The sequence below is a fragment of the Nocardioides ferulae genome (assembly GCF_003660455.1).
GTDB lineage: Bacteria > Actinomycetota > Actinomycetes > Propionibacteriales > Nocardioidaceae > Nocardioides > Nocardioides ferulae.
Genome location: NZ_QZVR01000007.1, coordinates 254992 through 279359, shown reverse-complemented (window position 1 = coordinate 279359; position 24368 = coordinate 254992). Strand labels below are relative to the sequence as shown.

The window sequence follows — 24368 nt, the reverse complement described above, 5'->3', positions numbered from 1 at the left end:
CCGGCTTCGACCTTGGAGAAGTCGAGGATGTCGTTGATGATGCCGAGCAGGGCACCTCCGGCGGTCTGGACGCCGTGGGCGTAGGTGTGTTGGCGTTCGTCGAGGTCGGTGGTGAGGAGCAGTCCGGTGAGTCCGATGACGCCGTTGAGGGGGGTGCGGATCTCGTGGCTCATGGTGGCGAGGAAGGCGGACTTGGCGCGGGAGCCTTCGAGGGCGGCGTCGCGGGCGCGTTCGAGTTCCTGTTCGGCTTCTTTCTGGGCGGTGACGTCTGACAACGAGACGACCACGCCGCCGACGTCGGGGTCCTCGACCAGGTTGGTGAACCGGGCGCTGAGCCAGACCTCCCGGCCCTCGGGCAGGGTGACCGGGGCCTCCTCGACGATGGTCTGGCCGGGTTGCTCGAGCAGGTCGAGGTAGAGCTGGGTCAGTCGCGCGGTGTCGGCGTCGCCCAGGTGTTCGGCCCAGGACCGGAGCTCGGCGTGCGCGGGGAGCCCGTCCGACGCCTCCGAGGTGTCGCCGTGGCCTGCATCGAGCACCTCCCCTGTCGCGTCCAGCAGGAACACGGCGTCGGAGCTGTTGTCGGCGAGCTTCTGGAAGTAGCGACGGCTGCGGGAGACCTCGGCGCGGGCGAGGGCCTCCGACCGGAGCAGGCGTGCGGTGCGCACGAACGCAAGCGCCAGCAGCACCACCATGCCGTAGTTGGGTGCCTGCTGGTGGCCGTCCTCCGACGAGTTCAGCAGGTCGAGCACGGGCAGCACCATCAGCGGCCCGATCGCGATGGTGAGCTGTCCGATTCCGACCCACCGTGGCGACCGGTCCTCGCGGGGAGCGGTCGTGCAGCGCTCGATCACGGCCGGTCCGGGCGGACGGGTCGACGCGGCCATCAGCACGCTTCCGACGAGCCAGCCGAGCATGGCCTGCGGGTCGTGGGGGTCCGTGCCGAGCGCCCGGTGCAGGCTGGCTGCGAACCAGCAGGCGACCCCGGCTGCCAGCGTCCAGCCCAGGTCGAACCGCCAGCGGTGCGTCGCCAGCACCCGGAGCAGCACCGCGAACACCAACACGTCGGCGACCGGGTAGACGGCCAGGAGGGCGCGGGCGGCCGCCGGTCGGGACGGGTCGCCGAGGATCTCCCGGAGCACCGGCGCCCACAGCAAGGTGACCGCGAGCGTCGTCACGGTGAGGATGTCGAGCAGTGCCTCCTGGCGCTGCCCGCGGGGCGCCCGGCGGATCGGCAAGGTCAGGGCCACGCCGAAGCACGTGAAGCTGGCGAGATAGACCGGGTCGGCCCAGCTGGCCTCCCCGGACCGGCCGGCAGCGAGGTAGATGGCGAAGACCGCGTCGCCCACCGTCTGGAAGGCCAGACCCGCCGCGATCAGCGCGGGTAGCAACCGGCGGCCGGGCGGCCAGCGCAGCGCGGCGGCGCAGGCGAAGGCCGCCGCTCCCGCGCGGACCAGGAAGTAGGCGGTGTCCACGGTCTCGAAGGGGAGGTCCAGTCGCACGGCCGCCAGCGTGAGCAGGCAGATGGCAGCCGCGATGGACAATGCGATGGACCGCATGCTGGCTGGCTCCCCGGAAACGATGGCTGGGACTCCCCAGGTCCTATCGACCGGTTCGGTGTCCGGGTGAGCGTTCCTCCGGGCTCCGGTCGGGCTAACCGGAGACCACGCTCAGTGGGTGCGTCTGCTGGCGTCGGTGCGGGCGGAGATCCAGCGATTCAGGGTGGTGTGGACCTCGTCGGGGGTGACGGGTTTGGCGATGTAGTCGTCCATGCCGGCGGCGAGGCAGCGTTCGCGGTCGCCTTCGATGGCGGCGGCGGTCATGGCGATGACGGGGAGGTGGGGGCCGCCGAGGCGTTGGGCGCGGATGTGGGCGGTGGCTTCGGATCCGTCCATGACGGGCATCTGGCAGTCCATGAGGACGGCGTCGTAGGGGGTGTGCTCGGGGGCCCCGAGGGCGGCTTGGCCGGGGGGGGCGACGTCGGTGGTGTAGCCGAGGTGTTCGAGGATGCCGACGGCGACGAGCTGGTTGATCTCGCTGTCCTCGACGACGAGCACGTGACCCTGGCCGTCGCGCGGCACCGCGTCGGTCTTCGGGGCCTGTGCGTCGCGGTCGGGGAGTCGGCGGGGCCCGGGGCGGACCTCCCGCAGCACCTCTCGCAGGATCTGGTGCAGCTGGTGGAGCGGCACCGGCTTGCTGAGCGCCCGGCGGATGCCGGCGCTCTGCAGCTGATCGGTGGTGACGTCGGGTCCGGAGGTGAGCAGCACCAGTCCGGGCCCGCCGAGTGAGGGGGAGCCGGTGATGCGGGCGGCCAGCTCGAGGCCGTCCGTGCCGGGCATGCACAGGTCGAGCACGGCCAGGTCGTAGGGCTGGTCCTCGGCCACGGCGTTGGCCAGGCGATCGAGGGCGTTCTCGGCGTCGGGCACGAGGTCGACGTGCAAGCCCCAGGCGGTGAGCTGCTCGTGGAGGATCAGGCGGTTGGTGTGGTTGTCGTCGACGACCAGGACCCGGTGGCCGGCGAGGGGGTCGGGGCCGTGGTCGGTGGGGGCGGTGGTGGTGGGTTGGTGGTGGGCGAGGGGGAGGGGGAGTCGGACCCAGAAGGTGGAGCCGCTGCCGGTGGGGTTGTTGCGGGTGGGGGTGCGTGGCTCGACGCCGATGGTGCCGCCCATGGCGGTGACGAGTTGGCGGCTGATGGCCAGGCCGAGGCCGGTGCCGCCGTAGCGGCGGGTGGTGGAGGAGTCGGCTTGGGAGAAGGCTTCGAAGAGGTGGTCGCGTTGGGCGGGGTCGATGCCGATGCCGGTGTCGGTGACCTCGAACCGGACCACCACCCCGTCGGCGGTCACGTCGTCGAGGTGGGCGGCGAGGACGACCTCGCCGGTCTCGGTGAACTTGATGGCGTTGGAGGTGAGGTTGAGCAGGACCTGGCGGAGTCGGCCGGGGTCGCCGCGCAGGCCGAGGGGGAGGTCGGGGGAGCAGTAGGCGAGGAGTTCGAGGTTCTTGGCGCGGGCGGGGTCGGCGAGGAGTTGGGCGGTCTCCTCGACGAGGTCGAGGAGGTCGAAGTCGATGTGTTCGAGTTCGAGGCGGCCGGCTTCGACCTTGGAGAAGTCGAGGATGTCGTTGATGATGCCGAGCAGGGCGTTGCCGGCGGTTTGGACGCCGTGGGCGTAGGTGTGTTGGCGTTCGTCGAGGTCGGTGGTGAGGAGTAGTCCGGTGAGGCCGATGACGCCGTTGAGGGGGGTGCGGATCTCGTGGCTCATGGTGGCGAGGAAGGCGGACTTGGCGCGGGAGCCTTCGAGGGCGGCGTCACGGGCGCGTTCGAGCTCGACCTCGGCCTGTTTGCGGGCGGTGACGTCGGAGAGTGAGATCACGATGCCGCCGACGTCGGGGTCGTCGACCAGGTTGACGATGCGCGAGGCGAGCCACACCGTGTTGCCGTCGGCGTCGGTGACCTTCGACTCGTCGAGGAACACCTGACCGGGCGTGGTCACGATCTCGGCGAACAGCGCCGTCATCCGCTCGGCGTCGTCGGGCGCGAGCAGCGAGATCCAGTCGCTCACGTCGAAGGTCCGGCCGCCCGGATCGTGCCGGGTGAGGTCGGAGGCGGGCGCGGTGTGGTCGACGACGCTGCCGTCGGGGCCCAGCAGCACGACGGCGTCTGAGGAGTTGTCGGCCAGTTTCTGGAAGTAGCGACGGCTGCGCGCCACCTCGGCCCGGGCCACCGCCTCGGAGCGGAGCAGCCGGGCGGTGCGCACGAAGGTGAGCAGCAGCAGCGTGACCATGGCGACGTACGGCGCCTTGGTCTCGTCGAGCCGTCCGGCCGCGCGCAGCGCCACCACGAAGACCGGTGGCACGAACAGCGGACCGATCGCGACGCTGACCCGGCCGAGGATCAGTCGTGGGTCGACGTCGGGCACGGGCTCCGGGGGCGCCGCTGCCGGGGTGGTGTGACGCCAGGCGGCCTGGCCCACCAGCACCGCGCCCAGCATCCAGCCCAGGTCGGCCAGACCGCTCTTCCACGCGGTCTCCAGGTCGACCACCAGGTAGGCGATGTCGGCGAGCAGCCAGGCACTGAGACCGAGGGCGAACGTGAGGCCGAGCGTGGTGCGCGAGCGGGCCGAGAACAGCACCCGGGCGGTGAGCGCGAGCAGGATCGCGTCGGCGACGGGATAGCTGGTCAGCACCGCGCGCTCGAAGACGCTGTAGCTGTCGTCGGTGACGATCGCGTCGATGGTGAAGGTCCATAGGAACATCAGGCTGACGGTGCCGACCGTGAGCACGTCGATGAGCGCGTCGAGGTCGAGCCGGCGGTGCCGGTCGCTCAGCAGCGGGATGATCAGCGCCCAGGCGAGGAAGACGTAGCCGAGCATGTAGGCGACGTCCGCGATCGAGGCGTCCGGCTCGACGCCGATGCGGTCGAAGACGATCCAGATCGTGTCGGCGAGCGCCGAGGCGGTGACGCCCGCGGCGAGGAGCACCGGCACCCGCCGGGCACCCGCCGGTGCCCGCGCCGCGCCGACCCAGCCCAGGCCTGCGCCGAAGAAGACCACGACCGTGTACGTCGTGTCGCCGAGGTTGCCGATCGGCGAGAGCAGGTGGACGGCGAGCAGGACGACGACGCCGGCGAAGGAGAGGAGACGGACACGCGGATTCACCTGGTCCGGACCTCCCGTCGACTGCAAGCTCGGCTCCACCCCTCCGTGCTGCGGGCACGTCAGGGTATGACGAGCCTACGGTCCCTCCCCCGGCACCATCTCATTGAAATCATGCCCCCGTGGGCTTCGGCGGCGTGGGGAAACGCCTACTTCGGTCTGATCCTGGGTAGCGGTAGCTGGACCTGCCCGACCCACGGAGGAGCGCCATGCCCGAACCACCCGTCGCCGGCCGCTACCGCCTGGAGCGCGAGATCGGGCGCGGCGGCATGGGCAGCGTCTGGCTGGCCCTCGACGAGCGGCTCGGCCGCGAGGTCGCCCTCAAGGAGGTCGGCCGGCTGCCGGGGGAGTCCGGTCACGACGTGGCCCGGGCGTTGCGCGAGGCCCGCTCCGCGGCGGCGCTCAGCCACCCGCATCTGGTGTCGGTCTACGACGTCGTGGAGGAGCCCGATCGCGCCTGGCTGGTGATGGAGTACGTCCCCGGCCCGACCCTGGCCCAGCTGACCGCCGAGCTCGGGCCGCTGCCGGCCGAGCGGGTGGCCCGGATCGGGGCCCAGGTCGCCGGCGGGCTCGCGGCGGCCCACGAGCGCGGCACGGTGCACCGCGACGTCAAGCCCGGCAACATCATGGTCGTCACCGGCACGTCCGAGGGGCAGGCGGGTCGCGACGTGGCCAAGGTGGGTGACTTCGGCATCGCCCGCACCCAGGGCGACAGCCAGCTCACCCGCACCGGCCTGGTGACCGGCACCCCGGCGTACTTCTCCCCGGAGCTGGCCCGGGGCGAGGAGCCGACGCCCGCCGCCGACGTGTGGGCGCTCGGGGCGACGCTCTTCGCGGCCGTCGAGGGCCGCCCGCCCTACCCCGACCAGGGCAACGCGCTGGCGCTGCTGGCGACGATCGCCTCCCAGCAGCCGCCACGGCCCTCGGTGGGCGGTGCCCTGGGCGAGGCGCTCACCCGGATGCTGGATCCCGATCCGGCCTCGCGGTGGTCGATGCGCCGGGCCGCCGAGGCGCTCGAGGCCGCCGCGTCCGGCGCCCCCGGCGGCGACGCGACGCTCGTGGCCGCGCCGGTGGACCCGCCGACGGAGGCGTTCGCGGCCCAGCCGGTCGAACCGGCCACCCCGGCTGAGCCCGCCCCGGCCGGGCCGCCGCCCGAGGGTCGCCGCCGCGGCCCGTGGGTGGTCGTGGCGCTGGTCGCCGCGCTCCTGCTGGTCGGTGCCCTGGCCTACGCCTCGCTGGGCGACGGCGACCAGGACGACGCGCCGAGCGCCGGCGCCACGCCGGGCGAGCGCGAGACCAAGGCCACGGAGCCGCCGTCGGAGTCTCCGCCCACCGAGGAGCCGGAGCCGGTCGAGGAGACCGAGTCCGCCGACGACCCGGAGGAGTCGGAGGAGACGACCGAGGGCAACGGCGCTCCCACGACCGGCAGCCGGATGGACTTCGTCGAGAGCTACTACGCACTGCTGCCCGGCGACACCGACACCGCCTGGACCTGGCTGTCGCCGCCGATGCAGGACCAGGCCGGCGGGCCGGAGGGCTATGCGGGCTTCTGGGGCACGGTCGAGTCCGTCACCGTCGACGACACCCGGCCCTCGGGACCCGACGGTGTCGAGGTCGATCTCACCTACGTCACGGCCGACGGCTCCGAGAGCGAGACGCGGCTGATCGAAACCGAGAAGACCGGGGACGGCTACCGGATCGTGGGCGACCAGGTCGTGGGCTAACCGCGCTCCGCGACCGCCCCGCCGACCAGCCGCGCCAGGTGCGCGGAGTCCTCGCTCGCCACCAGCTCCTCCAGCGGCATCGGCAGCGGGATCCGCCAGTTCTCCCGCTCCACCGTGCCGGGCACGTTCGGGCGGCGCTCCTCGAGCACCGCGTCCTCCAGGGCCAGCGAGAGCAGCAGGCACGGCGCCTGGCTCAGCTGGCGGTACGCCGCGTCGACGGCGTCCTGCACGCCGGCGCCGTCGGCGAGCCCCTGGCGGCGCACCCGGCCGAGCAGCTCGTCGCGTCCGCCGTAGACCTGCTCGTGGGAGAGGTCGGTGCTGGCCAGCTGGTCGACCGCGTCGGAGCCGGTCCACAGCCCGGCGACCGTGGGCAGGTCGTGGGTGGTGACGGTGGCCATCGCGCTCTGCGGCCACCACTGCGGCTCGGCGTCCTCGAAGTAGAGCACCTTGTAGGAGAGGATCCCGCGCTCGGCGAGCGCCTCGCGGACGCCCGGCTCGACGGTGCCGAGGTCCTCGCCGACGATCACGGCCTGCGCGCGGTGCGACTCCAGCGCGACGATGTCGAGGAGGTCGTCGGCCGGGTAGCGCACGTAGACGCCCTCGCGGGGGCCGAGTCCCTCGACGATCCAGTAGAGCCGGAACAGCCCCATCACGTGGTCGATGCGCAGGCCGCCGGCGCCGGCGATGGTGCCGCGGATCGACTCGATGAACGGCTCGTAGTCCATCGCCTGCATGCGCCACGGCACCAGCGGCGGGGAGCCCCAGTCCTGGCCGTTGGCGTTCAGCGCGTCCGGCGGCGCGCCGACGCTGACGCCCTGGGCGAGCACGTCCTGCCAGCCCCACGCGTCGGCGCCGCCGCCGGCTACGCCGATCGGCAGGTCCTGCAGCACGGTCAGCTCGCCGCTGGCGGCACGCAGCTGCACGTCGAGCTGCCACTGCATCCAGGCGTGGAAGTCGACGGCCTCGGCGTGCTCGCGGCGGAAGTCCTCGATGCCGGGGGCGTCGGGGCGCCGGAGCTCCGCCGGCCAGTCGTGCCAGTCGGGGCCGTGCTGGTCGGTGAGCGCGCTCCAGGTGGCGTAGTCCTCGACCATCCGGCCGAGCCCGGCACGCCAGGTCGCGAACGCCGGGTCGTCGTGGCTGCGGGCGAAGGCCGTCCGCAGCACCTGCCGCTTCAGCGGCCAGATCGCGTCGCGGTCGACCAGCGGTGCCGCGTTGAGCGCGGCGATGTCGGACTCGAGGCCGGCCAGGTCGTCGGGGGAGAAGCCCGCGACCTCCTCCACCCGCAGATAGATGGGGTTGCGGAAGCGGCGGGTGGCCGGCAGATAGGGGCTGGCCTCCTGCGGCGACAGCGGCGTGGCGGCGTGCAGCGGGTTGACCAGCACGAACCCGCCGCCGAGCCGCTCGGTCCACTCCCGGATCAGCCGTAGGTCGCCGAGGTCGCCGATGCCCCAGCTGCGCCGCGAGCGCGCGCCGTACAGCTGGACCGTCCAGCCCCAGCTCTGCCGCTCCGGCAGCCAGCAGCGGCCAGGGGAGACGATCAGCCGGCGCTCGACCCCGTCGGCCGTGCGCAGCCGGTGATAGCCGAGCGGGAAGTCGTCGGGCAGGTGGTCGCCGACGCGGCGGACCTCGCCGTCCTCGAGGGTCACCTCGACCTCGCCCAGGCCCAGCCAGCGCCCCGGGCGGGTCACGATCGGGGTGCGCTCGAAGAACCCCTCCGGGGGGCGGCCGATGACCTCGCGCATCCGGTCGAGGACCTCGTCGGGGGCGTGCCGCAGCTGCCCGGTGGTGTCCCAGTAGCTGCGCTGGATGCCCCAGTCGTCGACGTCGGCTCCGCCGTGCATGTGGTTCATGCACGCAACTGTGCCCGTAGCGGGCCCGCGCATGCGAGACGGGGGCGGTGGTGTGACTGACTACGCTCGACGCCGGACGCCGGTGGTCAGCCTGGGAGGCGACGTTGCGACAGCGGGTGAAGGGACTGCGGCCCGGAGTGCGGGTCGTCGATGCGCTGATGAGCGCGAGCACGACGTTCTCGATCGAGCACATGGACGACGAGGTGCTGCGCCGCGTCCAGCAGGCCCAGATCCCCGACCGGGGCCCCGCGGCGTTGGCGGCCGGGGCGGTGCTGGGCTACCGCCAGCGCGGGGTGCGCGTGCACACCGATGCCTTCTCGGCGCCGCATGGGCCGGTGCCGCTGCGCATCTACACGCCAACCCGCGCCGCCACGGGCCCCAGGCCGCTGGTCGTGAACTTCCACGGAGGCGGCTTCGCCCTCGGCAGCGCCCGCCAGTGCGACTGGACCTGCAGCGTCGTCGCGCGCGGGCTCGACGCCGTCGTCGTCTCGGTCGACTACCGGCTCGCGCCGGCCCACCGGTTTCCGGCCGCGGTCGAGGACTGCTACGGCGGGCTGGTCTGGGCGGTCGAGCACGCAGACCGGCTGGGCGCCGACGGCTCCCGCGTCGGCGTGATGGGCGACAGTGCAGGCGGCAACCTGGCCGCGGTCACCACGATCATGGCCCGGGAGGAGGGTGGACCCTCGATCGCCCACCAGGCGCTGATCTATCCGGCCACCGACCTCACCGAGGGCCTGAAGGAGACCGCGTCCTACCGCGACAACGCGCACGGCATCGTGCTCAGCCACGCCGGGCTGGAGGTCTTCCACGGCCACTACTGCGACGACCCCGCGAACCCCGTCGACAGCTCCGACTGGCGGCTCTCGCCGCTCCACTGCCCCGACCTGACCGGGCTGCCGCCCGCGGTGGTCGTGGTCGCCGGGCTGGACCCGCTGCACGACAGCGGCGTCGCCTACGCCGAGCAGCTCGTGCGGGCGGGCGTGCCGGCCCGGGTCGAGGACTTCCACCAGATGCCGCACGGGTTCTTGAGCTTCCCCTACCTCAGCCACGCGGCCCGCCCGGCGATGCGGGCGATCGTCGCCTCGCAGCGGGCCGCGCTGCTCGCGAGCTAGGAGCCTGCTGAACAACACGCTCTGCTGCGCGCCGCGCTGCACGCACACTGGCTGCGTTGCCGTCGGTCGACAGGCGCCCAGCCTGCCTTCCCTCCGGCGCCTGGCCATCGCACGCGCATCGCGACGCTCGCGACGAGCAGTTGTTCAGCAGCCTCCTAGCCGACCCCGACCCGACCGGCGGTCCAGGAACGCCAGTTCCACGGCCAGCACCTGCTCGTGGTCGGTGCCGCCGGCGTAGACGTCGTAGTGGCCGCCACGGCTGCGGTAGAGCTCGCCGTGCGGAGCCCGGGCGGCGGCCCGCACGGCAGGGCGCGTCGGGGCCATCGTGTCGTGCTCGGCGACCACCAGCAGCAGCGGGCACCTGGCGCGCGGGGCTCTCCGGGCCGGCCGGCTGAACGTCACGTCGAGCAGGCTCCGAGCGGTGATCCGGTTCGGCCACGGGGTGCCGTCGGTGGGCGAGAGTCGGCGCAGGCCGAGCATGGCGTCGTCGGTGGCGATCACGCCGAACTCGCCGGGCTCGACGATCAGCGGCAGGTAGACCGGGTCCCTGCCCCGCAGCGCGCCGGCCCGGTCGGTCAGCGCCTGCCGCATCAGACGGAGCCCGCGGGCCGGCGGCACGTTGAGCACGCCGGCGAGGCCGTCCACCAGCGGGCACTGGGCGACCGCGCCGGCGAGGCCGTGCTCGCTGGCGGCGAGCTCGAGCACGTGCATGCCGGCGAACGAGGTGCCCCAGACGAAGAGCCGGGCCGGGTCGACCTCCGCGCGGTCGCGGGTCCAGGCGAGGACCGTGCGGTAGTCGGCGAGCTGGGCCCGGATCGACAGCAGCTCACGTGGCGTGCCTCCGGATGCGCCCCAGTGCCGGTAGTCGAAGACGACGCAGGTGTAGCCGGCGGCGGCGAATCGCTCGGCGAAGGGGGCCAGGCCGGCCGACTTCACCCCACCGATGCCGTGGGCCATCACGACTGCGGGGGCGGGGCCGGTGGCTTCGGCGGCCGGGTAGAGCCAGGCATGCAGCGGCGTGCCGTCGACGCCGTCGATAGTGTGCTCAGAGCGCATTCGAATACGTTACGGAGAGGAACGCATGTCGGTCAACCCTGGTCGGCCCCGCGATGCCCGCCTCGACCGGGCGCTGCTCGACGCGACCTGCGAGCTGCTCGCCACCCAGGGCTACGCGGGCACCACCGTCGAGGCGGTGGCCAGGTCGGCCGGCACCACGAAGCCGTCGCTCTACCGTCGCTACGCGGGGCGCGCCGAGCTGGTGGTCGCGGCGCTGCTGGACCGGTTCGGTGAGGACCCCACCCACGACACCGGCAGCCTGCGCGGTGACCTCACGGCGCTGCAGAGCCACCAGCTCCGGCTCTTCGCCGACCCGGTGCTGCGTGGCGCGGCCGGCGGCCTGATCGACGAGGTGGGCCTCGACCCGGCCACCGGCCGGCGCTTCGCCGACCGGTTCCTCGCGCCCCGCAGGCAGGCGACCGCCCGCATTCTCGACCGGGCGGTGCTCCGGGGCGAGATCCCGGGCGGGCACGATCCCGAGTGGATCTGTGACCTGCTGACCGGTCCGCTGTTGATGCGCGCGCTGCTTCCGGGGCTGCCCCCGCTCGACGAGGGCCTCGCCGAGCAGACCGTCGACGCCGCCCTCCGGGTGCTCGCGGCGGGCCGGGAGTGAGCGGGCTCAGCCCCGGGCGGTCAACACCCGCGCCGCCTCGCGCTCGGCCTCGGTGTTCGCGACCCCTGCCCGGGAGCCGGCCAGCTTCGCGCGGATGTGCCCGCCCACGGTGATCGGCGGGTACGGCGAGCTGAAGGCACCGTCGTTGGTCACGTCGAGGCAGGTGGGCAGGGTCTCGATCACCGCGTCCACGTTGCCGTCGTGGAAGAACGCCGCGCTGCGCCGCCGCTCGATCCGGCCGTCGACGACCGGCGGCTTGACCCGGTGCAGCGTCGACATCCAGCGGTCGTTGGTCCAGCGCGCCATCAGGTCGCCGAGGTTGATCAGCAGGGCGCCGTCGGCGGGCAGCACGTCGTGCCAGCCGCCGTCGCGGCCGAGCACCTGCAGGCCGCGCACCTGGTCGGCCCACAGCACGGTGACGATGCCGTAGTCGGTGTGCTCGCCCATGCCGGTGAGGTCACCGTCGAGCTCGATCTCGCCGGGCTCGAGGGCGTAGTTGTTCATCCGCAGCACGTCGAGGCTGTGGTCGGTGTAGCGCGCGAAGAACCCGGCCGGCAGGCCCAGCGCGTCGGCGAACATCGCCGTCATGGTGCGCGCCACCCGCGCCGCCTCGTCGTAGTAGGCCGTGACCGCCTCCCGGAAGCCCTCGGCCTCGGCCGGCCAGACGTTCTCCGGGTAGTCCTCCTCGGGCAGGTCCAGCCCTGGATAGTCGCTGACCGCGGCGCCGACGTTGAACGCCTCGAAGAAGTCGTGCATCCGGTTCGCGGGAGCCAGGCCGAGGCTGAGGCTCAGCGACTCGGTCTTCGGCGGGGCGTAGCCGCGGTTGACCTCCGGCGGCGTGCGATAGGCCCGCTTCGCCTCCGGCGGCAGGCCGAAGAAGCCGTCGAGCGCGGCGGCGAAGGCGTCGGTGACCTCGACGGGGATGCCGTGGCCGGTGACCTGCACGAAGCCGACGGTGCGCGCGGCCTCGTCGAACGCCGTCGCGGCGGCGAGGCGGTCGGCCTCGTCGCCGCCGCTCACGTAGGCGCCGATGTCGACGGTGGGCACGTGGAAGGGGGCGGGTTCGCTCATCGGGGGCCCTCCTCGGGGCTCGGGGCGGATGGGACGTCTGGGGTCACGGCGACGAGCGCCTCGACGCGCGCCCGCAGCGCGGCCTTCTCGCTGTCGTCGAGCCAGCAGGCGTCGACCGCGTTCAGCGTGAACGCGGCCAGCTGGTCGCGGCGGTAGCCCAGTGCCTGGGCCAGCACCCGGAAGTCGTGGCTCGGGTCGGTGCCGAACATCGGCGGGTCGTCGGAGTCGATGCACACGCGCAGCCCGGCGTCGACCATCTCGGCGATGCGACGGTGGGTGCCGTCGCCGCTGCCGGAGTAGCGGCCGATGTCGGAGCTGACCGGGGTGCACACGAACGGCACCTGCTCGGCCACGCAGCGCGTCGTGATGTCGGGGTCGTCGACGACGTGGTAGCCGTGGTCGACGCGGCTGCACCCGAGCTCGTCGAGCAGCGTGAGCACGTGCGCCGGCGGGCCCGACTCGGAGTGCGCGGTGCGCTGCAGACCGTGCCGGGCGGCGAGCCGGAAGGCCTCGACGAACAGCCCCGGCGGGCCCTTCACCTCTGCGTAGTCGAGCCCGATGCCGAGCACCCGCTCGCCGTCGGTCCCCTTGCGGTGGGCCGCGACGGTCTCGACCAGGTCGACGGCCTCGGCCCCGGACCGCTCCCGGCAGATCCCGACGACCAGGTTGGCGCGGATGTCGCTGTCGGCCTCCGCGTCGCGGACGCCGGCGAGCACGCCCTCGAGCAGTGTCGGATAGGGCACGCCGGGGTGGCCGGGCGGGCTGAGCTGGATCTCGCGGTAGAGCACGCCGTGCGCGGCGCCGCCGTCGGTGAGCGACTCGTAGGCGACCCGGTGGAAGTCGTCGGCGTCGCGGATCAGCGAGCCGACCACGTCGAGCACCCGAAGGAACTCGCCGAGGTCCTCGTAGCTGCCGTGGTCGTAGAGCTCCTCGGCGGTGCGGCCCAGCCGGACGCCGTGCTTGGCGGCCAGGTCGAGCACGGTGGCCGGAGCGACCGAACCGATCAGGTGGCAGTGCAGGCTGACCTTGGGGAGCGCCGCGACCATCGCGTCGACCGAGGTCACGAGGACCGCCCCGGAGCCTGCGCGAACCGGTTCAGCACGACCGCCTCGAGCAGCTGGGCGGCGAGGTAGAGCAGCAGCGCGGTGAGCGTGACCACCACGACCAGGGCCCACACCTTGGCGTTCTGCGACCGCCCCGCGGCCGACACCACGGCGTACCCGATGCCCTTGCCGGTGGCCAGCCACTCGGCCAGCAGCGCGCCGGTCATCGCCCCCGGCACCGCGATCCGGACCGACGCGAACAGCGCCGGCAGCGCGGACGGGAACGCGACCCGGCGCAGCACCGTGGTGGGCGACCCGCCGTAGACGAGCACGAGGTCGCGCATCTGGGGGCTGACCGAGCGCAGCCCGAGCGAGATGTTCACCAGTGCCGGGAAGAGCACCACGATCGCGCTCATGATCGCGACGATCGCGTAGCCGCGTCCCACCAGCAGGATCAGGATCGGCGCCAGCGCGATCAGCGGCACGGTCTGCAGCACCAGCGCCACCGGCATCACCGTGCTCTCCAGCACCCGGTAGCGCACCACGAGCGCCGCCAGCACCACCGCGGCGGTCATCCCGGCGAGGAACCCGACTCCGGCGTCGAGGAGCGTCTTGCCCAGCAGCGGCCAGATCTCCGCGCGCAGCTCGCCGGCGTCCTCGTCGGTCACCAGACTGGCCCACACGTCGGCCGGGCCCTTGCCGACATAGTCGGACACGTCGAAGAGCCGCAGCCCGGCGACCCACAGCAGCAGCACCACCGCGAGCACCAGCGCCATCGTGCCGACCGCGCGCAGCACCGCGCCGATCAGCGCGTGGCTGCCCCGGTGGTCGAGCTTGCCGAGACCCCCGCTCAGCAGGTCGGACGGCGTGCTCATGCCACCGCCCCCTTCGACCACGGCGTCACCACGCGGGCCACCAGGCCGAACAGTCCGTAGAAGAATCCGGCGACCAGCGCACAGCCGATGCCGACCGCCCAGGCCTGCTCGACGTCGACGTTCTGCTGGGCGATCTTCAGCACCAGGGCGACCCCGCGCTGCACCCCGCCGACGTACTCGCCGAGGATCGCGCCCAAGAACGCGGCCGGCGCACCGATCCGCAGCGCCGCCAGCAGCGAGGGCAGCGCCGCGACCAGCTGCACGGTGACCAGTTGGCGCAGCCGGCCGCCGCCGAACACGCTGACCACGTCGAGGCTGGCCCGGTCGGCCGAGCGCAGGCCGAGCACGGTGCCGACCACGGTGGTGAAGAACACCGACAGGGCCGCGAGCGCGGTGGCGGTGCCGGAGCGCTGGCCCTCGTCGGGGTTGCCGATCACGATGAACAGCACCGGTGCGATCGCGACCAGCGGCACGCAGTAGGTGACGACGGCGACCTGCATGATCAGCTGCTCGGCGGCCGGGAGGAGCAGCACCACCGAGGCGAGGAGGACCGCCGCCCCGGTGCCGTAGCCGAAGCCGACCGCCGCCTCCTGCAGGGTCATCGCGAAGTGCAGCGAGTAGAACGACCAGCCGTCGTCGATCGCCGACGAGACGACCCCGTCGGGGGTGGGCACCCGCGCTCCGGAGAGCACGGTCAGCGCCGCCGCCCACCACAGCGCGACCAGGCCGAGCAGCCCCAGGGCGCCGGTGCCCAGGGAGCGGAGCGTCGCGGCGCCCGGGAGCAGACGGGGCCTCATGACGGTCCGCCGTCAGCGGCGCCGCTGCCACCGCCGCCGAAGAGCAGCTCGGAGGCGCGGTCGTGCAGCGCGTGGAACTCAGGGGTGCGCATCACCTCGGGCAGCCGCGGCCGGGGCAGGTCCACGTCGATCACCTCGACGACCCGGCCCGGCCGAGGGCTCATCACCGCCACCTGGTCGGAGAGGAAGATCGCCTCCGAGATGCCGTGGGTGACCATCAGCGTGGTGGCGGGCTTCTCGGTCCAGATGCGCAGCAGTTCGACGTTGAGCCGCTGCCGGGTCATGTCGTCGAGGGCACCGAACGGCTCGTCGAGCAGCAGCACCGACGGCTTGACCACCAGCGATCGGGCGATCGAGACCCGTTGCCGCATGCCGCCGGAGAGCTGGGCCGGCTTGGCGTTCTCGAACCCCTCCAGGCCCACCAGCCGGACCAGCTCTGCGACCAGCGCCTCGTCCGGCTTCTGCCCCGACACCTCGAACGGGAGCCGGATGTTGGAGACCACCGAGCGCCACGGCAGCAGCGCGGAGTCCTGGAAGGCGATGCCGAGGCCGTGCTCGCGGCGCAGCTCGAGCGGCGTACGCCCCTCGACCAGCGCCGTGCCGGAGGTCGGCGTCTCCAGCCCGGCCAGGATGCGCAGGATCGTGGACTTGCCGCAGCCCGAGGGGCCGAGCAGGGACAGGAAGCTGCCCTTGTCGGTGAACAGCGAGGCGTCCTGGAGGGCGGTGACGCTGCGGCGGCCGACCCGGAAGGTCTTGGTGAGGCCCTCGAGGCGCACCCCGGTGCCGGAGGAGCCGGCCTGTGCTCCTCCGGCACCGAGGTGGTGGGTCTGTGTCATCACGGCAGCTCGGTGAGCTCGGGCTTCTCCTCGAGCAGCTCGTCGAGCAGCGAGAGGTCGAAGAGCTCGTCGGCCTCGATCTCGATGCCGGCGGCGGCCAGCGTGCTCAGGCACTGGTCGACGAGCTCGTCGGTGATCGTGAACAGGCCGTTGGCCTCGACCTCGGGGGTGACGATCAGCCCCATCTGCACCTCGGACTGCTCGACCTCCTTCTCCATGTCGAGCTTGAGGTCCTTGCCGTACTCCTCGACCGCGAGCCGGGCGCCCTCCTCGGGGTCGGCGATCGCGTCCTGCCAGCCGCGGATCTCCGCCTCCAGGAAGGCCTTCACCTTCTCCGGCTCCTCCTCGATCATCCGCTCGGTGGTGATCACCGACTCGGCCACGAACGGCAGGCCGTTGTCGGCGAAGGGCAGGTTGGTGACCTCGTAGCCCTCGGCCTGCACGGTGATCGACTCGTTGGTGATGTAGGCCAGGAAGCCGTCGACCTCGCCGTCGATGAGCGGGGCGGGGTCGTACTCGACCGGCACCTTCTCGACGTCGGCCGGGTCGATGCCGTTCACCTCGAGCAGCGCGTCGAAGAGGGTCTCGTTGCCGCCGGCCTGGACGCCGATCTTCTTGCCGACCAGGTCCTCGGGGGTGGCGATGTCGCCGCCGTCGGCGAGCGAGAGGATCGTGAACGGGTTCTTCTGGAACTTCGTGCCGACGATCTTCAGCGGCGCGTCCTCCTCGGCGATCACCTGTGCGGTCGAGACCGCGTTGCTGAGGCCGAAGTCGGCGTCCTCGGTGGCCACCAGCGTCTCGATGGCGCCCGGGCCGGGGTCCATGGTGACCGCGCTGAAGCCGACGTCGGTGTAGTGGCCGTTGGTGTCGGCCATGAACTCGCCGGCGAACTCGGCGTTCTTGATCCACGACAGCTGGAGGGTGATCGCGCCGAAGTCCCCGGCACCGTCTCCGCCGGCGGCCTCGGCCTCCTCGTCGTCGGAGCCGCAGGCGGCCAGGCCCAGCGCGGCCACGGCGAGGAGGGCGGTGATGCGCAGGCCGCGGCGGGCGCGCCGGGTGGGTCGGGGGCGGGCGCCGGGGGGCGTCGGCAGCTGGCTCATGGTGTGTCTCTCCCTGATCGTGGGCGGCCGTTCTGTCGACCTGCCCGGGGGTCTGTCGTGAGTGGTGACCCGAGTCGTGAGGGACGCTAGGGAGCCGCTGTTGCGGGGCCTCGCTGGTCGCGTTTCGCGGTGGTTAAAACGCTCGTTGCAGATGACAGCCGGTCGCGTTCCGGTCGTTGCAGACCGGCAGTTCAGTAGTGGGTGCGGTCGCCCTTGCCGAGCCAGGCCTCGAACGGGGCGGTCGCCGCCGGGTGCGCAGCGGGGACGACGGGCGTCGGCCAGGTCGTGGGGTCGGCGCCGAGCAGCTCGTAGAAGGCGAGGTCGTCGAAGCCGCCGCGCGCGGCGTCGTGGCGGTCGGCCGCGAAGACCACCCGGTCCACGCGCGACCACAGCGAGGCGGCGACGCACATCGGGCACGGCTCGCAGGAGGTGTAGAGCGTGCAGCCGGTGAGCGCGAAGTCGCCGACCTCGCGGCAGGCGGCGCGGATCGCCGACACCTCGGCGTGCGCGGTGGGGTCGAGGTCGCGGGTGACCCGGTTCTGGCCGGTGGCGAGGAGGCGTCCGTCGCGGACGATCACCGCCCCGAAGGGGCCGCCGCCCGCGGCGACGTTCGCGACCGCCAGCTCGACCGCGTGGCCCAGCCAGAGCCGATCGGCCTCCGTGGCGCTGCCGGAGGGGCGAGGCGTGGGGATGGTGGTCATGCGTCCTCCAGCAGGCGTGAGGCGGGGGAGAGGGGCGAGAGTCCGGAATCGTGGACGAGCCGCCACACGCGGTCTCGGGTCATCGGCAGCTTGTGCGGCCGCACGCCGATCGCGTCGCGGACCGCGTTGGCGACCGCGGGCGCGACCGGGTTGAACGGCGCCTCGCTCATCGACTTCGCGCCGCGCGGGCCGAGCGCGTCGACGGTGTCGGCGAACAGCACCTCGGTCACCGGCAGGTCCGCCAGCTGCGGCATCCGGTAGCCGCGGAAGCCACGGGTCAGCACCTCGCCGTCGGCGACCAGCATCTCCTCCAGCAGCGCACTGCCGAGGGCCTGGCCGACGCCGCCCTCCACCTGGCCGCGCAGCTGCTCGGGGTTGATCACGACGCCCGCGTCGACCGCCTGCACCGAGCGCAGCACCCGCACCTCGCCGGTGCCGCGGTCGACCGCCACCCGGACGCCGTGCACGTTGAACGCCACCGACCGGCGCCGGCCGTCGTGGCTGCCGTCCGCGGTGAGTGGCGCCTCGAGCAGCTCCGCGAAGCGGACCAGCGACCCGTCGGGACGGCGTACGCCGTCGGAGGTGGGGACCCCGCCGCCGGCGAGCTCGAGCAGCCGCTCGCGCACCGCACGGGCCGCGGCGGCCACGGCGACGCCGGCGACCACGGACCCGGTGGAGCCGAACGCGCCGCTGTCGTAGCCGGACCGGTCGGTGTCGGAGGCCAGCAGCGTCACCCGGTCGGGTGCGCAGCCGAGCTCCTCGGCGACCAGCTGCACGTGCACGGTGGCGGTGCCGTTGCCGAACTCGGCGGTGCCGGCCCGCACCGTCACCGCGCCGTCGGGAGCGAGCGTCACCGACGCCGCGGCGTGGTGCCCGCGGGGCGGGATCGTCGCGATCATCGACAGCGCCATGCCCTCACCGACCGCCCAGCCGGCCGGCGCCGGGTCGCCGGCGTCGCGGGCCAGGGCCCGCTCCACGAGGTCGAGGCACTGGTCGAGCCCGTAGGAGCCGAACTCGAGGTCGGTGCCGGCGGGGCCGTTGACCACGAACTCGTCGCCGGGCACGACGACGTTGCGCCGCCGCAGCTCGTACGCCGAGAGGCCGAGGTCGCGGGCCAGCTCGTCGAGGGCGGACTCGATGGCGAAGACGACCTGGCCCAGCCCGTAGCCGCGGAACGCGCCCGAGGGCAGGTTGTTGGTGTAGACCGCCTCGGCGTCGACCCGCTTGTTGGCGCAGCGGTAGACCGCGACCGACTCGTGCACGCCGTGGAACATCACCCCCGGGCCGTGGTTGCCGTAGGCGCCGGTGTCGCTGAGCACGTCGACGTGCAGTGCGGTCAGCACGCCGTCGGCGTCGGCGCCGACCTCGACGGCGACCCGCATCGGGTGGCGGCAGGGCACCGCGGTGAACTGCTCCTCGCGGGTCAGCTCCAGCTGCACCGCGGCCGGCTCGCCCGCCTCGGCGAGCCGCAGCGTGGCGAGCGCGACGACGTCCTCGACGAGCAGCTCCTGCTTGCCGCCGAACCCGCCGCCGACCCGGGCGGCGATTACGCGCACCCGGCCGGGGCCGAGGCCGAACAGGTGGGCCAGCTCGTCGCGGACCAGGTAGGGCACCTGGGTGCTGGTGCGCACCACCAGCCGGCCGTCGGCGTCGACCCAGGCCCGGGCGCCGTGGGTCTCCAGTGCGCCGTGGGTGATCCGCGGCGTGGTCCAGGTGCCGCGCACCCGGGCGGCCGCGGCGGCCAGGCCGGCGGCCACGTCGCCGACCTCGCCGTGGGTGGCCGCGACCAGGTTGCGGGCCGGGTCGGCGATCCGGGACGCCGTGGGGTCCTTGTCGGCGTGTAGCGCCGGGGCGCCGGGCAGCCGGGCCAGGGCGGGGTCGAAGACCGCGGGCAGCGGCTCGTAGTCGACCTCGATCAGCGCCACCGCCCGCTCCGCGGTGGCGGCGTCGTCGGCCACCACGGCGGCGACCCGCTGGCCGTGGAACCGCACCACATCGTCGAACAGGCGGGTGTCGTCGGGGTCGTCGAGGCGGCTCTCGTGCCGGGCGGTGGAGTAGAGCACGTCGGGGGAGTCGCGGTGGGTGAGCACCAGCCGCACTCCGGGCAGCGCCTCCGCCCGGGTGGTGTCGACGCGCACGATCCGCGCGTGGGCATGCGGGCTGCGCAGCAGCTTCACGTGCCGCACCGGCAGGCCCGGGTGCTCGACGTCGCCGTCGATGTCGAGGGTGTAGGGCTCGCGGCCGGTGACCACGCGGCGACCGGCCGGGGCGGGCGTGGAGCGGCCGAACCCGCCCAGCTGCTCCACGTTGGCGACTCCGGTCAGCGCGTCGCGCACCGACCGGTAGCCGGTGCAGCGGCACAGGTTGCCCTTGAACCGCCGGTCGAGGTCGTGACGGTCGCAGCCACCGCCACCACACCCGATCCCGGCCGCGGTGACCACGAACCCGGCGGTGCAGAACCCGCACTGGAAACCGGCAGCCTCGGCGAACCGGCGCTGCACGGGGTGCAGGTCGTCGGGGGTGCCGAGCCCGGCCGCCGTGGTGACCTCGCGGCCCTCGGCCCGCACCGCGGGGACCAGGCAGGAGTGCACGGGCCGGCCGTCGAGCAGCACCGAGCAGGCCCCGCAGTCGCCGGCGTCGCAGCCCTTCTTCACCGCCTGGTGGCCCTGCTCGCGCAGGTAGCCGCGCAGGCACTGCCCGGGCCGCGGTGCCTCGGGCTGTGCCAGACCGTTGACAACCACGCTCATGCCGTCCCTCCCGTCCACGGCGGGGTCACGTCACCGAGCTCGGCGAGCACTTCGGCGGCCAGCCGGCGGGTCATCGCGCGGCGCCAGTCCGGCGCGCCGTGCGGGTCGGCGTACCAGTCGGTGATCGCGCGCACCGCCTCGTCGACCTCGACCCACGGCGGCGTGCCCGGGAAGGCGAGCACGACCGGCCGGGGGGTGGCGGCGGTGAGCGTGAGCGTGGTGCCGGCTGCATTCGCCCGGCCGACCACGACCGCCGCCGAGCGCCCCAGCCGGGCCAGGGAGGTACGCCGGAACGCGGTGCGGGCAGCCAGGGCCGCGGCGGGCAGGTCCACGGCGCGCAGCACCTCGCCGGGCGCCAGCGTGGTGCTGCCCGGGCCGGTGACGAACGAGGCGACCGGCTCCCGGCGCTCCCCGCCGTCGGGGGTCCAGACGACGACCTCGCCGCCGAGGCCGGCGGTGAGCGAGACCATCGCGGCGGCGGGCAGTGCCAGGCACAGGTTGCCGCCGACGGTGGCCCAGGCCGCCACCTTGAACGACATCAGCAGCGCGTCGGCGCAGGCGTGGACGACGCGGGCGGCGCCGCCCAGCACGGCGCCGGGGACGGCCTGCAACTCCTCGATGGTGCAGGTGGCGGCGATCCGAAGGCCGCCGCCTGGCAGCGCCTCCCAGGCCGGCCACTCCATCGTGGTCAGGTCGACCAGTCCGGTGGTGCCCGGCTGGGGCTCGGAGAACAGCCAGGTGCCGCCGCCGAGGAGCCGCTCGCCGGGTGCCAGCCGCAGGTCGGCGCGGGTGCGGGCCCACCGGTGGTCGGTGACCTCCACCAGGTCCATCACTCCACCTCCGCGAGCCGGGTGTAGGCGCCGCTGATCGCGGAGACCCGCTGCTGACCGGTGCGCCCCACCCGGGCGAGCACGCCGTCGGCGAGCACGCTGACCAGGCTCATCGCCGCGGCGTAGCTGTCGAAGGCGAGCCGGCTCTGCACGTCGCACTCGAGCCAGACCGAGGCGTGCGCGGCGTGGCGGGCCGCGGTCGGGTCGGCGACGAGCACGACGCCGGCGCCGCTGCGGGCCGCCTCGGCGAGCAGCTCGGCGAAGCCGGCCGGACGCCGCCGGAAGCCCATCACCACCAACGCGTCGCCGGCCGCGACATCGGCGAGCTCCTCGCCCATCACCTGCCCGGGCGCCGGCGCCACCCGCACGTCGGGACGCACCTGGGCGAGCTGCTGGCGCAGGTGCAGCGCCACCGGATAGCCGTTGCGCCAGCCCGCGACCGTGACCCTGGCGGCGCCGGCCAGCAGCGCGGCCGCCTCGTCGATGCCGGGCTGGGCCAGCGTGCGACCGATCGTCTCCGCCTCGTGGGCGGCGTGTGCGGTCAGCGACGGCGTGCCGTCGACCCGCCGGGGCTCGCCGGCCGAGCGCAGCGCCCGCAGGTGCTCGCGCACCTCGTCGAAGTCGGTGAAGCCCAGGTGCCGGAAGAGCCGGCTCATCGTCGCCTTCGAGACACCGGCGAGCTGGGCCAGCTCGGCAGCCCGGTAGGTGGCCAGGTCGTCGAGGTGCTCCAACAGCGTGCCGGCGGCCCGCTGCTCCTGGGGGGAGAGCTCGCCGTGGTGCCGGGCGATCCGCTCGTCGATGCGCATCAGGGCACCTCCGTCAGGCTCGCCGGGTACGCCGGGCGGGCGCCGCGGGCCTCGACGGCCGCGGCTACCTCGAGCACCGTCTGCTCCAGGGCGTCGAGACCGCGGGCGACGTCGATCTCGCGGACGTCCTCGTCGGGGGCGTGGCTGATCCCGTCGTGGCAGCGCAGGAAGAGCATCCCGATGTCGGTGACCTCGGCCAGCGCCATCGCGTCGTGCCCGGCGCGGCTCCACAGGCCCGGGGCCGCCGGGTCGCCGGCGTGCCGGATGCCGGCGGCGACCGCCTCCCGCAGCCAGGGAGCGCACGGGGCGGCGGGCGCGGTGTGGGTCTCCACGACCTCCAGGCGCAGCCCGCGGGCGGCGCACAGGTCGAGCATCGTGCGGTGCATCCGCTGCCACATGGCGTCGCGCTCGGCGTCGGTGGCGGCGCGCAGGTCGAGGCTGAGGTCGGCGCGGCCGGGCACCACGTTGACGGCGCCGGGCGCCACCTCGAGCCGGCCGACGGTGGCGATGCAGCCCTGCTCGCCGGTGGCGCGGGCCAGCCGTTCCACGGCGGTGACGATCTCGCTAGCGCCGACGAGCGCGTCGCGGCGGCGGGCGTAGGGGGTGCCGCCGGCGTGCCGGGCCTCCCCGTGCACGGTGAGCTGGAAGCGCCGGGCGCCGGCGATGCTGGTGACGTAGCCCAGCGAGGCGTCGGCGGCCTCGAGGAAGGGCCCCTGCTCGATGTGGGCCTCCAGGTAGCCGACCATCTCCTCGGGGCGGCGGGCCGCGTCGCCGACCCGGTCGGGGTCGAGGCCGAACCCGACGAACGCCTCGCGCAGGGTGATGCCGTCGCGGTCGCGCAGCTCCCACCACTCCTCGCGCCAGCTGCCGGCGACCGCGCGGCTGCCGAGCAGCGCGGTGCCGAACCGGGTGCCCTCCTCGTCGGAGAAGCCGATCACCTCGAGCGCGAACGGCAGCTCGTCCACCCTGTCGCCCAGCCGCTCGGCGACCGCGACCGCCATCACCACGCCCAGCATCCCGTCGAAGCTGCCGGCGTCGGGCACGGTGTCGAGGTGCGAGCCCAGCAGCAGCGCCGGCAGCCCCGGCTCGCGGCCCTCGCGGCGTCCGCACACGTTGCCGGCCGCGTCGACCCGGGCGCGCAGCCCGGCCCGGGTCAGCCAGCTCGCGACGAGTGCGTTCGCGGCGGCGTGCTCGGCCGACAGGTGCACCCGTTCGAGCGCGTCGGGACGGGCGGAGAGCAAGTCGAGCTCGGCACAGCGGGCCAGGACGAGGGAGGCGCTGCTCATGCCGCCACGCCCTGGTAGACCTCGCGGGCCGCGCCGACCCCACCGCCGGCGGTGACCGGCACGCCCTCGGCGCGCATCACCTGCTCCAGCGCGGCGAGCGTGGTGAGCACGGCGTCCCGGCGGGCGTTGTGGCCCATGGTGCCGATCCGCCACACGCGGCCGTGCAGCGGCCCGAACGAGGTGCCGATCTCGATGCCGAAGTCGGCGAGCAGCGCGGCCCGCACCCGCTCGCCGCCGGCGGCGCCCAGGCTGCCGGGGATCTCGACCGCGACGACGTTGTTCATCTTGTGCGCCGGGTCGCCGAAGACGCCCAGGCCGAGGCCGGCGACGCCGGCGAGCATCGCGGTGCCGTGCAGCCGGTGCCGTTCGACCGCCTGGTCCAGCCCCTCCTCGACGAGCAGCCGCGCGCACTCGCGGGCGCCGTAGAGCATCGTGGTCGCCTCGGTGTGGTGGTTGAGACGGCGCGGGCCCCAGTAGTCCATGACCATGGCCAGGTCGAAGTAGTTCGAGGCGATCCGGGTGCCTCGGGGCTCGTCGGACTCCTCGGTGAGCCCGGCCTCGACGTGGCGGCGTCCCTCGATCACCTCGGCCGCCCGCGGCGAGATCGTGATCGGGGCGCTCCCCGACGGGCCGCCGAGGCACTTCTGCAGCCCGGCCGTGGCGATGTCGAGCCCCCAGGCGTCGGCCTCGAAGGCGTTGCCGCCGAGCGAGGCGGTGGCGTCGCAGTAGAAGAGCACGCCGTGGCGGCGACAGACCTCGCCGAGGTCGGCCAGCGGCTGGCACATCGTGGTCGAGGTGTCGCCCTGCACCACGGCGAGGACCTTGGGTCGCACCGCCACGACGGCCCGCTCGACCTGCTCGGCGTCGACCACCTCGCCCCAGGGCACGGCGACGGTGTGCACCTCGGCGCCACAGCGCTCGGCGATCTCGACCAGCAGGTGGCCGAACCGGCCGAAGACCGGCACCAGCACCCGATCGCCGGGCTCGAGCAGCGAGACCAGCGCGGCCTCGATGCCGGCGCGGGAGGTGCCGTCGACCAGCAGCGTGTGCTGGTTGGCGGTGCGGAACACCTCGCGGTAGAGCGCCATCGTCTCGACCATGTACGCCGACATCGCGGGGTCGTACTGCCCGACCAGCTGGGCCGACATCGCGCGCAGCACCCGCGGGTCCGCGCTGATCGGCCCCGGGCCCATCAGCAGGCGGGCCGGGGGGTTGATCTGCGCGTGGATCGGCTGGTGCGGCACGGGGGTCCTCTCGACGGTCCTCCGCACGCTA

19 protein-coding genes are annotated in these 24368 nt (G+C 73.8%); 3 read left to right on the top strand and 16 right to left on the bottom strand.

Going from position 1 to position 24368, the window contains the following annotated elements:
* Positions 1-1556 (bottom strand): histidine kinase dimerization/phospho-acceptor domain-containing protein (locus D6B71_RS23785; protein ID WP_276310998.1); only part of this gene is annotated, 1556 nt, incomplete at its 3' end.
* Positions 1557-1667: 111 nt separating this feature from the next.
* On the bottom strand, positions 1668-4649 hold the full coding sequence (locus tag D6B71_RS11395; RefSeq protein WP_121255064.1) for a hybrid sensor histidine kinase/response regulator: 2982 nt from the start codon (positions 4647-4649) through the stop codon (positions 1668-1670).
* A 206-nt stretch (positions 4650-4855) separates the two neighbouring features.
* On the opposite strand from D6B71_RS11395, the gene D6B71_RS11390 reads away from it, so the two are divergent.
* Positions 4856-6370: a serine/threonine-protein kinase gene (locus D6B71_RS11390; protein ID WP_121255062.1), complete on the top strand. Its 1515-nt coding sequence runs from the start codon at positions 4856-4858 to the stop codon at positions 6368-6370.
* On the opposite strand, the gene malQ is transcribed toward D6B71_RS11390, so the two are convergent.
* On the bottom strand, positions 6367-8220 hold the full coding sequence (malQ, locus tag D6B71_RS11385; RefSeq protein WP_206051688.1) for a 4-alpha-glucanotransferase: 1854 nt from the start codon (positions 8218-8220) through the stop codon (positions 6367-6369). The two genes, D6B71_RS11390 and malQ, sit on opposite strands and share 4 nt — an antisense overlap.
* Before the next feature lie 104 nt (positions 8221-8324).
* On the opposite strand from malQ, the gene D6B71_RS11380 reads away from it, so the two are divergent.
* Positions 8325-9332: an alpha/beta hydrolase gene (locus tag D6B71_RS11380; protein WP_126688245.1), complete on the top strand. Its 1008-nt coding sequence runs from the start codon at positions 8325-8327 to the stop codon at positions 9330-9332.
* 144 nt (positions 9333-9476) lie between these two features.
* Here D6B71_RS11380 and D6B71_RS11375 read toward each other — a convergent pair whose 3' ends face one another.
* Positions 9477-10388: an alpha/beta hydrolase gene (locus D6B71_RS11375; protein ID WP_121255056.1), complete on the bottom strand. Its 912-nt coding sequence runs from the start codon at positions 10386-10388 to the stop codon at positions 9477-9479.
* 25 nt (positions 10389-10413) lie between these two features.
* Here D6B71_RS11375 and D6B71_RS11370 point away from each other — a divergent pair, with 25 nt between their 5' ends.
* The gene (locus tag D6B71_RS11370; RefSeq protein ID WP_121255054.1) at positions 10414-11001 is read left to right on the top strand and encodes a TetR/AcrR family transcriptional regulator; all 588 of its coding nucleotides are present in this window, start codon (positions 10414-10416) and stop codon (positions 10999-11001) included.
* A 6-nt stretch (positions 11002-11007) separates the two neighbouring features.
* Here the strand turns inward: D6B71_RS11370 and D6B71_RS11365 are convergent, their stop codons facing one another.
* From D6B71_RS11365 to D6B71_RS11310, 12 genes are all read right to left on the bottom strand, one after another.
* Complete coding sequence (locus D6B71_RS11365) at positions 11008-12072, bottom strand: isopenicillin N synthase family dioxygenase (protein WP_121255052.1); 1065 nt, start codon at positions 12070-12072, stop codon at positions 11008-11010.
* On the bottom strand, positions 12069-13136 hold the full coding sequence (gene add / locus D6B71_RS11360) for an adenosine deaminase (RefSeq protein ID WP_206051687.1): 1068 nt from the start codon (positions 13134-13136) through the stop codon (positions 12069-12071). Before add ends, D6B71_RS11365 begins: the two co-directional genes overlap by 4 nt.
* Positions 13133-13990 (bottom strand): ABC transporter permease, encoded by an 858-nt coding sequence (locus D6B71_RS11355; RefSeq protein ID WP_121255121.1) that lies wholly within the window; start codon positions 13988-13990, stop codon positions 13133-13135. The genes add and D6B71_RS11355 overlap by 4 nt, the downstream gene beginning before the upstream one ends.
* The gene (locus D6B71_RS11350) at positions 13987-14787 is read right to left on the bottom strand and encodes an ABC transporter permease (RefSeq protein ID WP_121255050.1); all 801 of its coding nucleotides are present in this window, start codon (positions 14785-14787) and stop codon (positions 13987-13989) included. Before D6B71_RS11350 ends, D6B71_RS11355 begins: the two co-directional genes overlap by 4 nt.
* Complete coding sequence (locus D6B71_RS11345) at positions 14784-15623, bottom strand: ABC transporter ATP-binding protein (RefSeq protein ID WP_121255048.1); 840 nt, start codon at positions 15621-15623, stop codon at positions 14784-14786. Before D6B71_RS11345 ends, D6B71_RS11350 begins: the two co-directional genes overlap by 4 nt.
* Positions 15623-16723, bottom strand: a complete 1101-nt coding sequence (locus tag D6B71_RS11340; protein WP_121255045.1) for an ABC transporter substrate-binding protein — start codon at positions 16721-16723, stop codon at positions 15623-15625. The genes D6B71_RS11345 and D6B71_RS11340 overlap by 1 nt, the downstream gene beginning before the upstream one ends.
* 191 nt (positions 16724-16914) lie before the next feature.
* Positions 16915-17424 (bottom strand): nucleoside deaminase, encoded by a 510-nt coding sequence (locus D6B71_RS11335; RefSeq protein WP_121255043.1) that lies wholly within the window; start codon positions 17422-17424, stop codon positions 16915-16917.
* Positions 17421-20171 (bottom strand): molybdopterin-dependent oxidoreductase, encoded by a 2751-nt coding sequence (locus tag D6B71_RS11330; RefSeq protein ID WP_121255041.1) that lies wholly within the window; start codon positions 20169-20171, stop codon positions 17421-17423. Before D6B71_RS11330 ends, D6B71_RS11335 begins: the two co-directional genes overlap by 4 nt.
* A complete protein-coding gene (locus tag D6B71_RS11325) occupies positions 20168-21001 on the bottom strand; it encodes an FAD binding domain-containing protein (RefSeq protein ID WP_121255039.1) in 834 nt (277 codons plus the stop codon). Before D6B71_RS11325 ends, D6B71_RS11330 begins: the two co-directional genes overlap by 4 nt.
* Entirely contained in the window at positions 21001-21807 is an 807-nt protein-coding gene (locus tag D6B71_RS11320; protein ID WP_121255037.1) for a MurR/RpiR family transcriptional regulator, read from the bottom strand. The genes D6B71_RS11325 and D6B71_RS11320 overlap by 1 nt, the downstream gene beginning before the upstream one ends.
* On the bottom strand, positions 21807-23093 hold the full coding sequence (locus D6B71_RS11315) for an allantoate amidohydrolase (RefSeq protein ID WP_121255035.1): 1287 nt from the start codon (positions 23091-23093) through the stop codon (positions 21807-21809). Before D6B71_RS11315 ends, D6B71_RS11320 begins: the two co-directional genes overlap by 1 nt.
* Positions 23090-24337 carry a pyridoxal-phosphate-dependent aminotransferase family protein gene (locus D6B71_RS11310; protein ID WP_240641318.1) on the bottom strand — a complete coding sequence of 416 codons (1248 nt, stop codon included), beginning with the start codon at positions 24335-24337 and terminating at the stop codon, positions 23090-23092. The genes D6B71_RS11315 and D6B71_RS11310 overlap by 4 nt, the downstream gene beginning before the upstream one ends.
* Positions 24338-24368: the final 31 nt, after the last annotated feature.

Bases quoted from the DNA above. Each gene is read 5' to 3' on its own strand.
- D6B71_RS11390 (WP_121255062.1), top strand. From the start codon at position 4,856: ATGCCCGAACCACCCGTCGCCGGCCGCTACCGCCTGGAGCGCGAGATC.
- malQ (WP_206051688.1), bottom strand. From the start codon at position 8,220: ATGAACCACATGCACGGCGGAGCCGACGTCGACGACTGGGGCATCCAG.
- D6B71_RS11375 (WP_121255056.1), bottom strand. From the start codon at position 10,388: ATGCGCTCTGAGCACACTATCGACGGCGTCGACGGCACGCCGCTGCAT.
- D6B71_RS11370 (WP_121255054.1), top strand. From the start codon at position 10,414: ATGTCGGTCAACCCTGGTCGGCCCCGCGATGCCCGCCTCGACCGGGCG.
- D6B71_RS11365 (WP_121255052.1), bottom strand. From the start codon at position 12,072: ATGAGCGAACCCGCCCCCTTCCACGTGCCCACCGTCGACATCGGCGCC.
- D6B71_RS11355 (WP_121255121.1), bottom strand. From the start codon at position 13,990: ATGAGCACGCCGTCCGACCTGCTGAGCGGGGGTCTCGGCAAGCTCGAC.
- D6B71_RS11350 (WP_121255050.1), bottom strand. From the start codon at position 14,787: ATGAGGCCCCGTCTGCTCCCGGGCGCCGCGACGCTCCGCTCCCTGGGC.
- D6B71_RS11345 (WP_121255048.1), bottom strand. From the start codon at position 15,623: ATGACACAGACCCACCACCTCGGTGCCGGAGGAGCACAGGCCGGCTCC.
- D6B71_RS11340 (WP_121255045.1), bottom strand. From the start codon at position 16,723: ATGAGCCAGCTGCCGACGCCCCCCGGCGCCCGCCCCCGACCCACCCGG.
- D6B71_RS11335 (WP_121255043.1), bottom strand. From the start codon at position 17,424: ATGACCACCATCCCCACGCCTCGCCCCTCCGGCAGCGCCACGGAGGCC.
- D6B71_RS11330 (WP_121255041.1), bottom strand. From the start codon at position 20,171: ATGAGCGTGGTTGTCAACGGTCTGGCACAGCCCGAGGCACCGCGGCCC.
- D6B71_RS11325 (WP_121255039.1), bottom strand. From the start codon at position 21,001: ATGGACCTGGTGGAGGTCACCGACCACCGGTGGGCCCGCACCCGCGCC.
- D6B71_RS11320 (WP_121255037.1), bottom strand. From the start codon at position 21,807: ATGCGCATCGACGAGCGGATCGCCCGGCACCACGGCGAGCTCTCCCCC.
- D6B71_RS11315 (WP_121255035.1), bottom strand. From the start codon at position 23,093: ATGAGCAGCGCCTCCCTCGTCCTGGCCCGCTGTGCCGAGCTCGACTTG.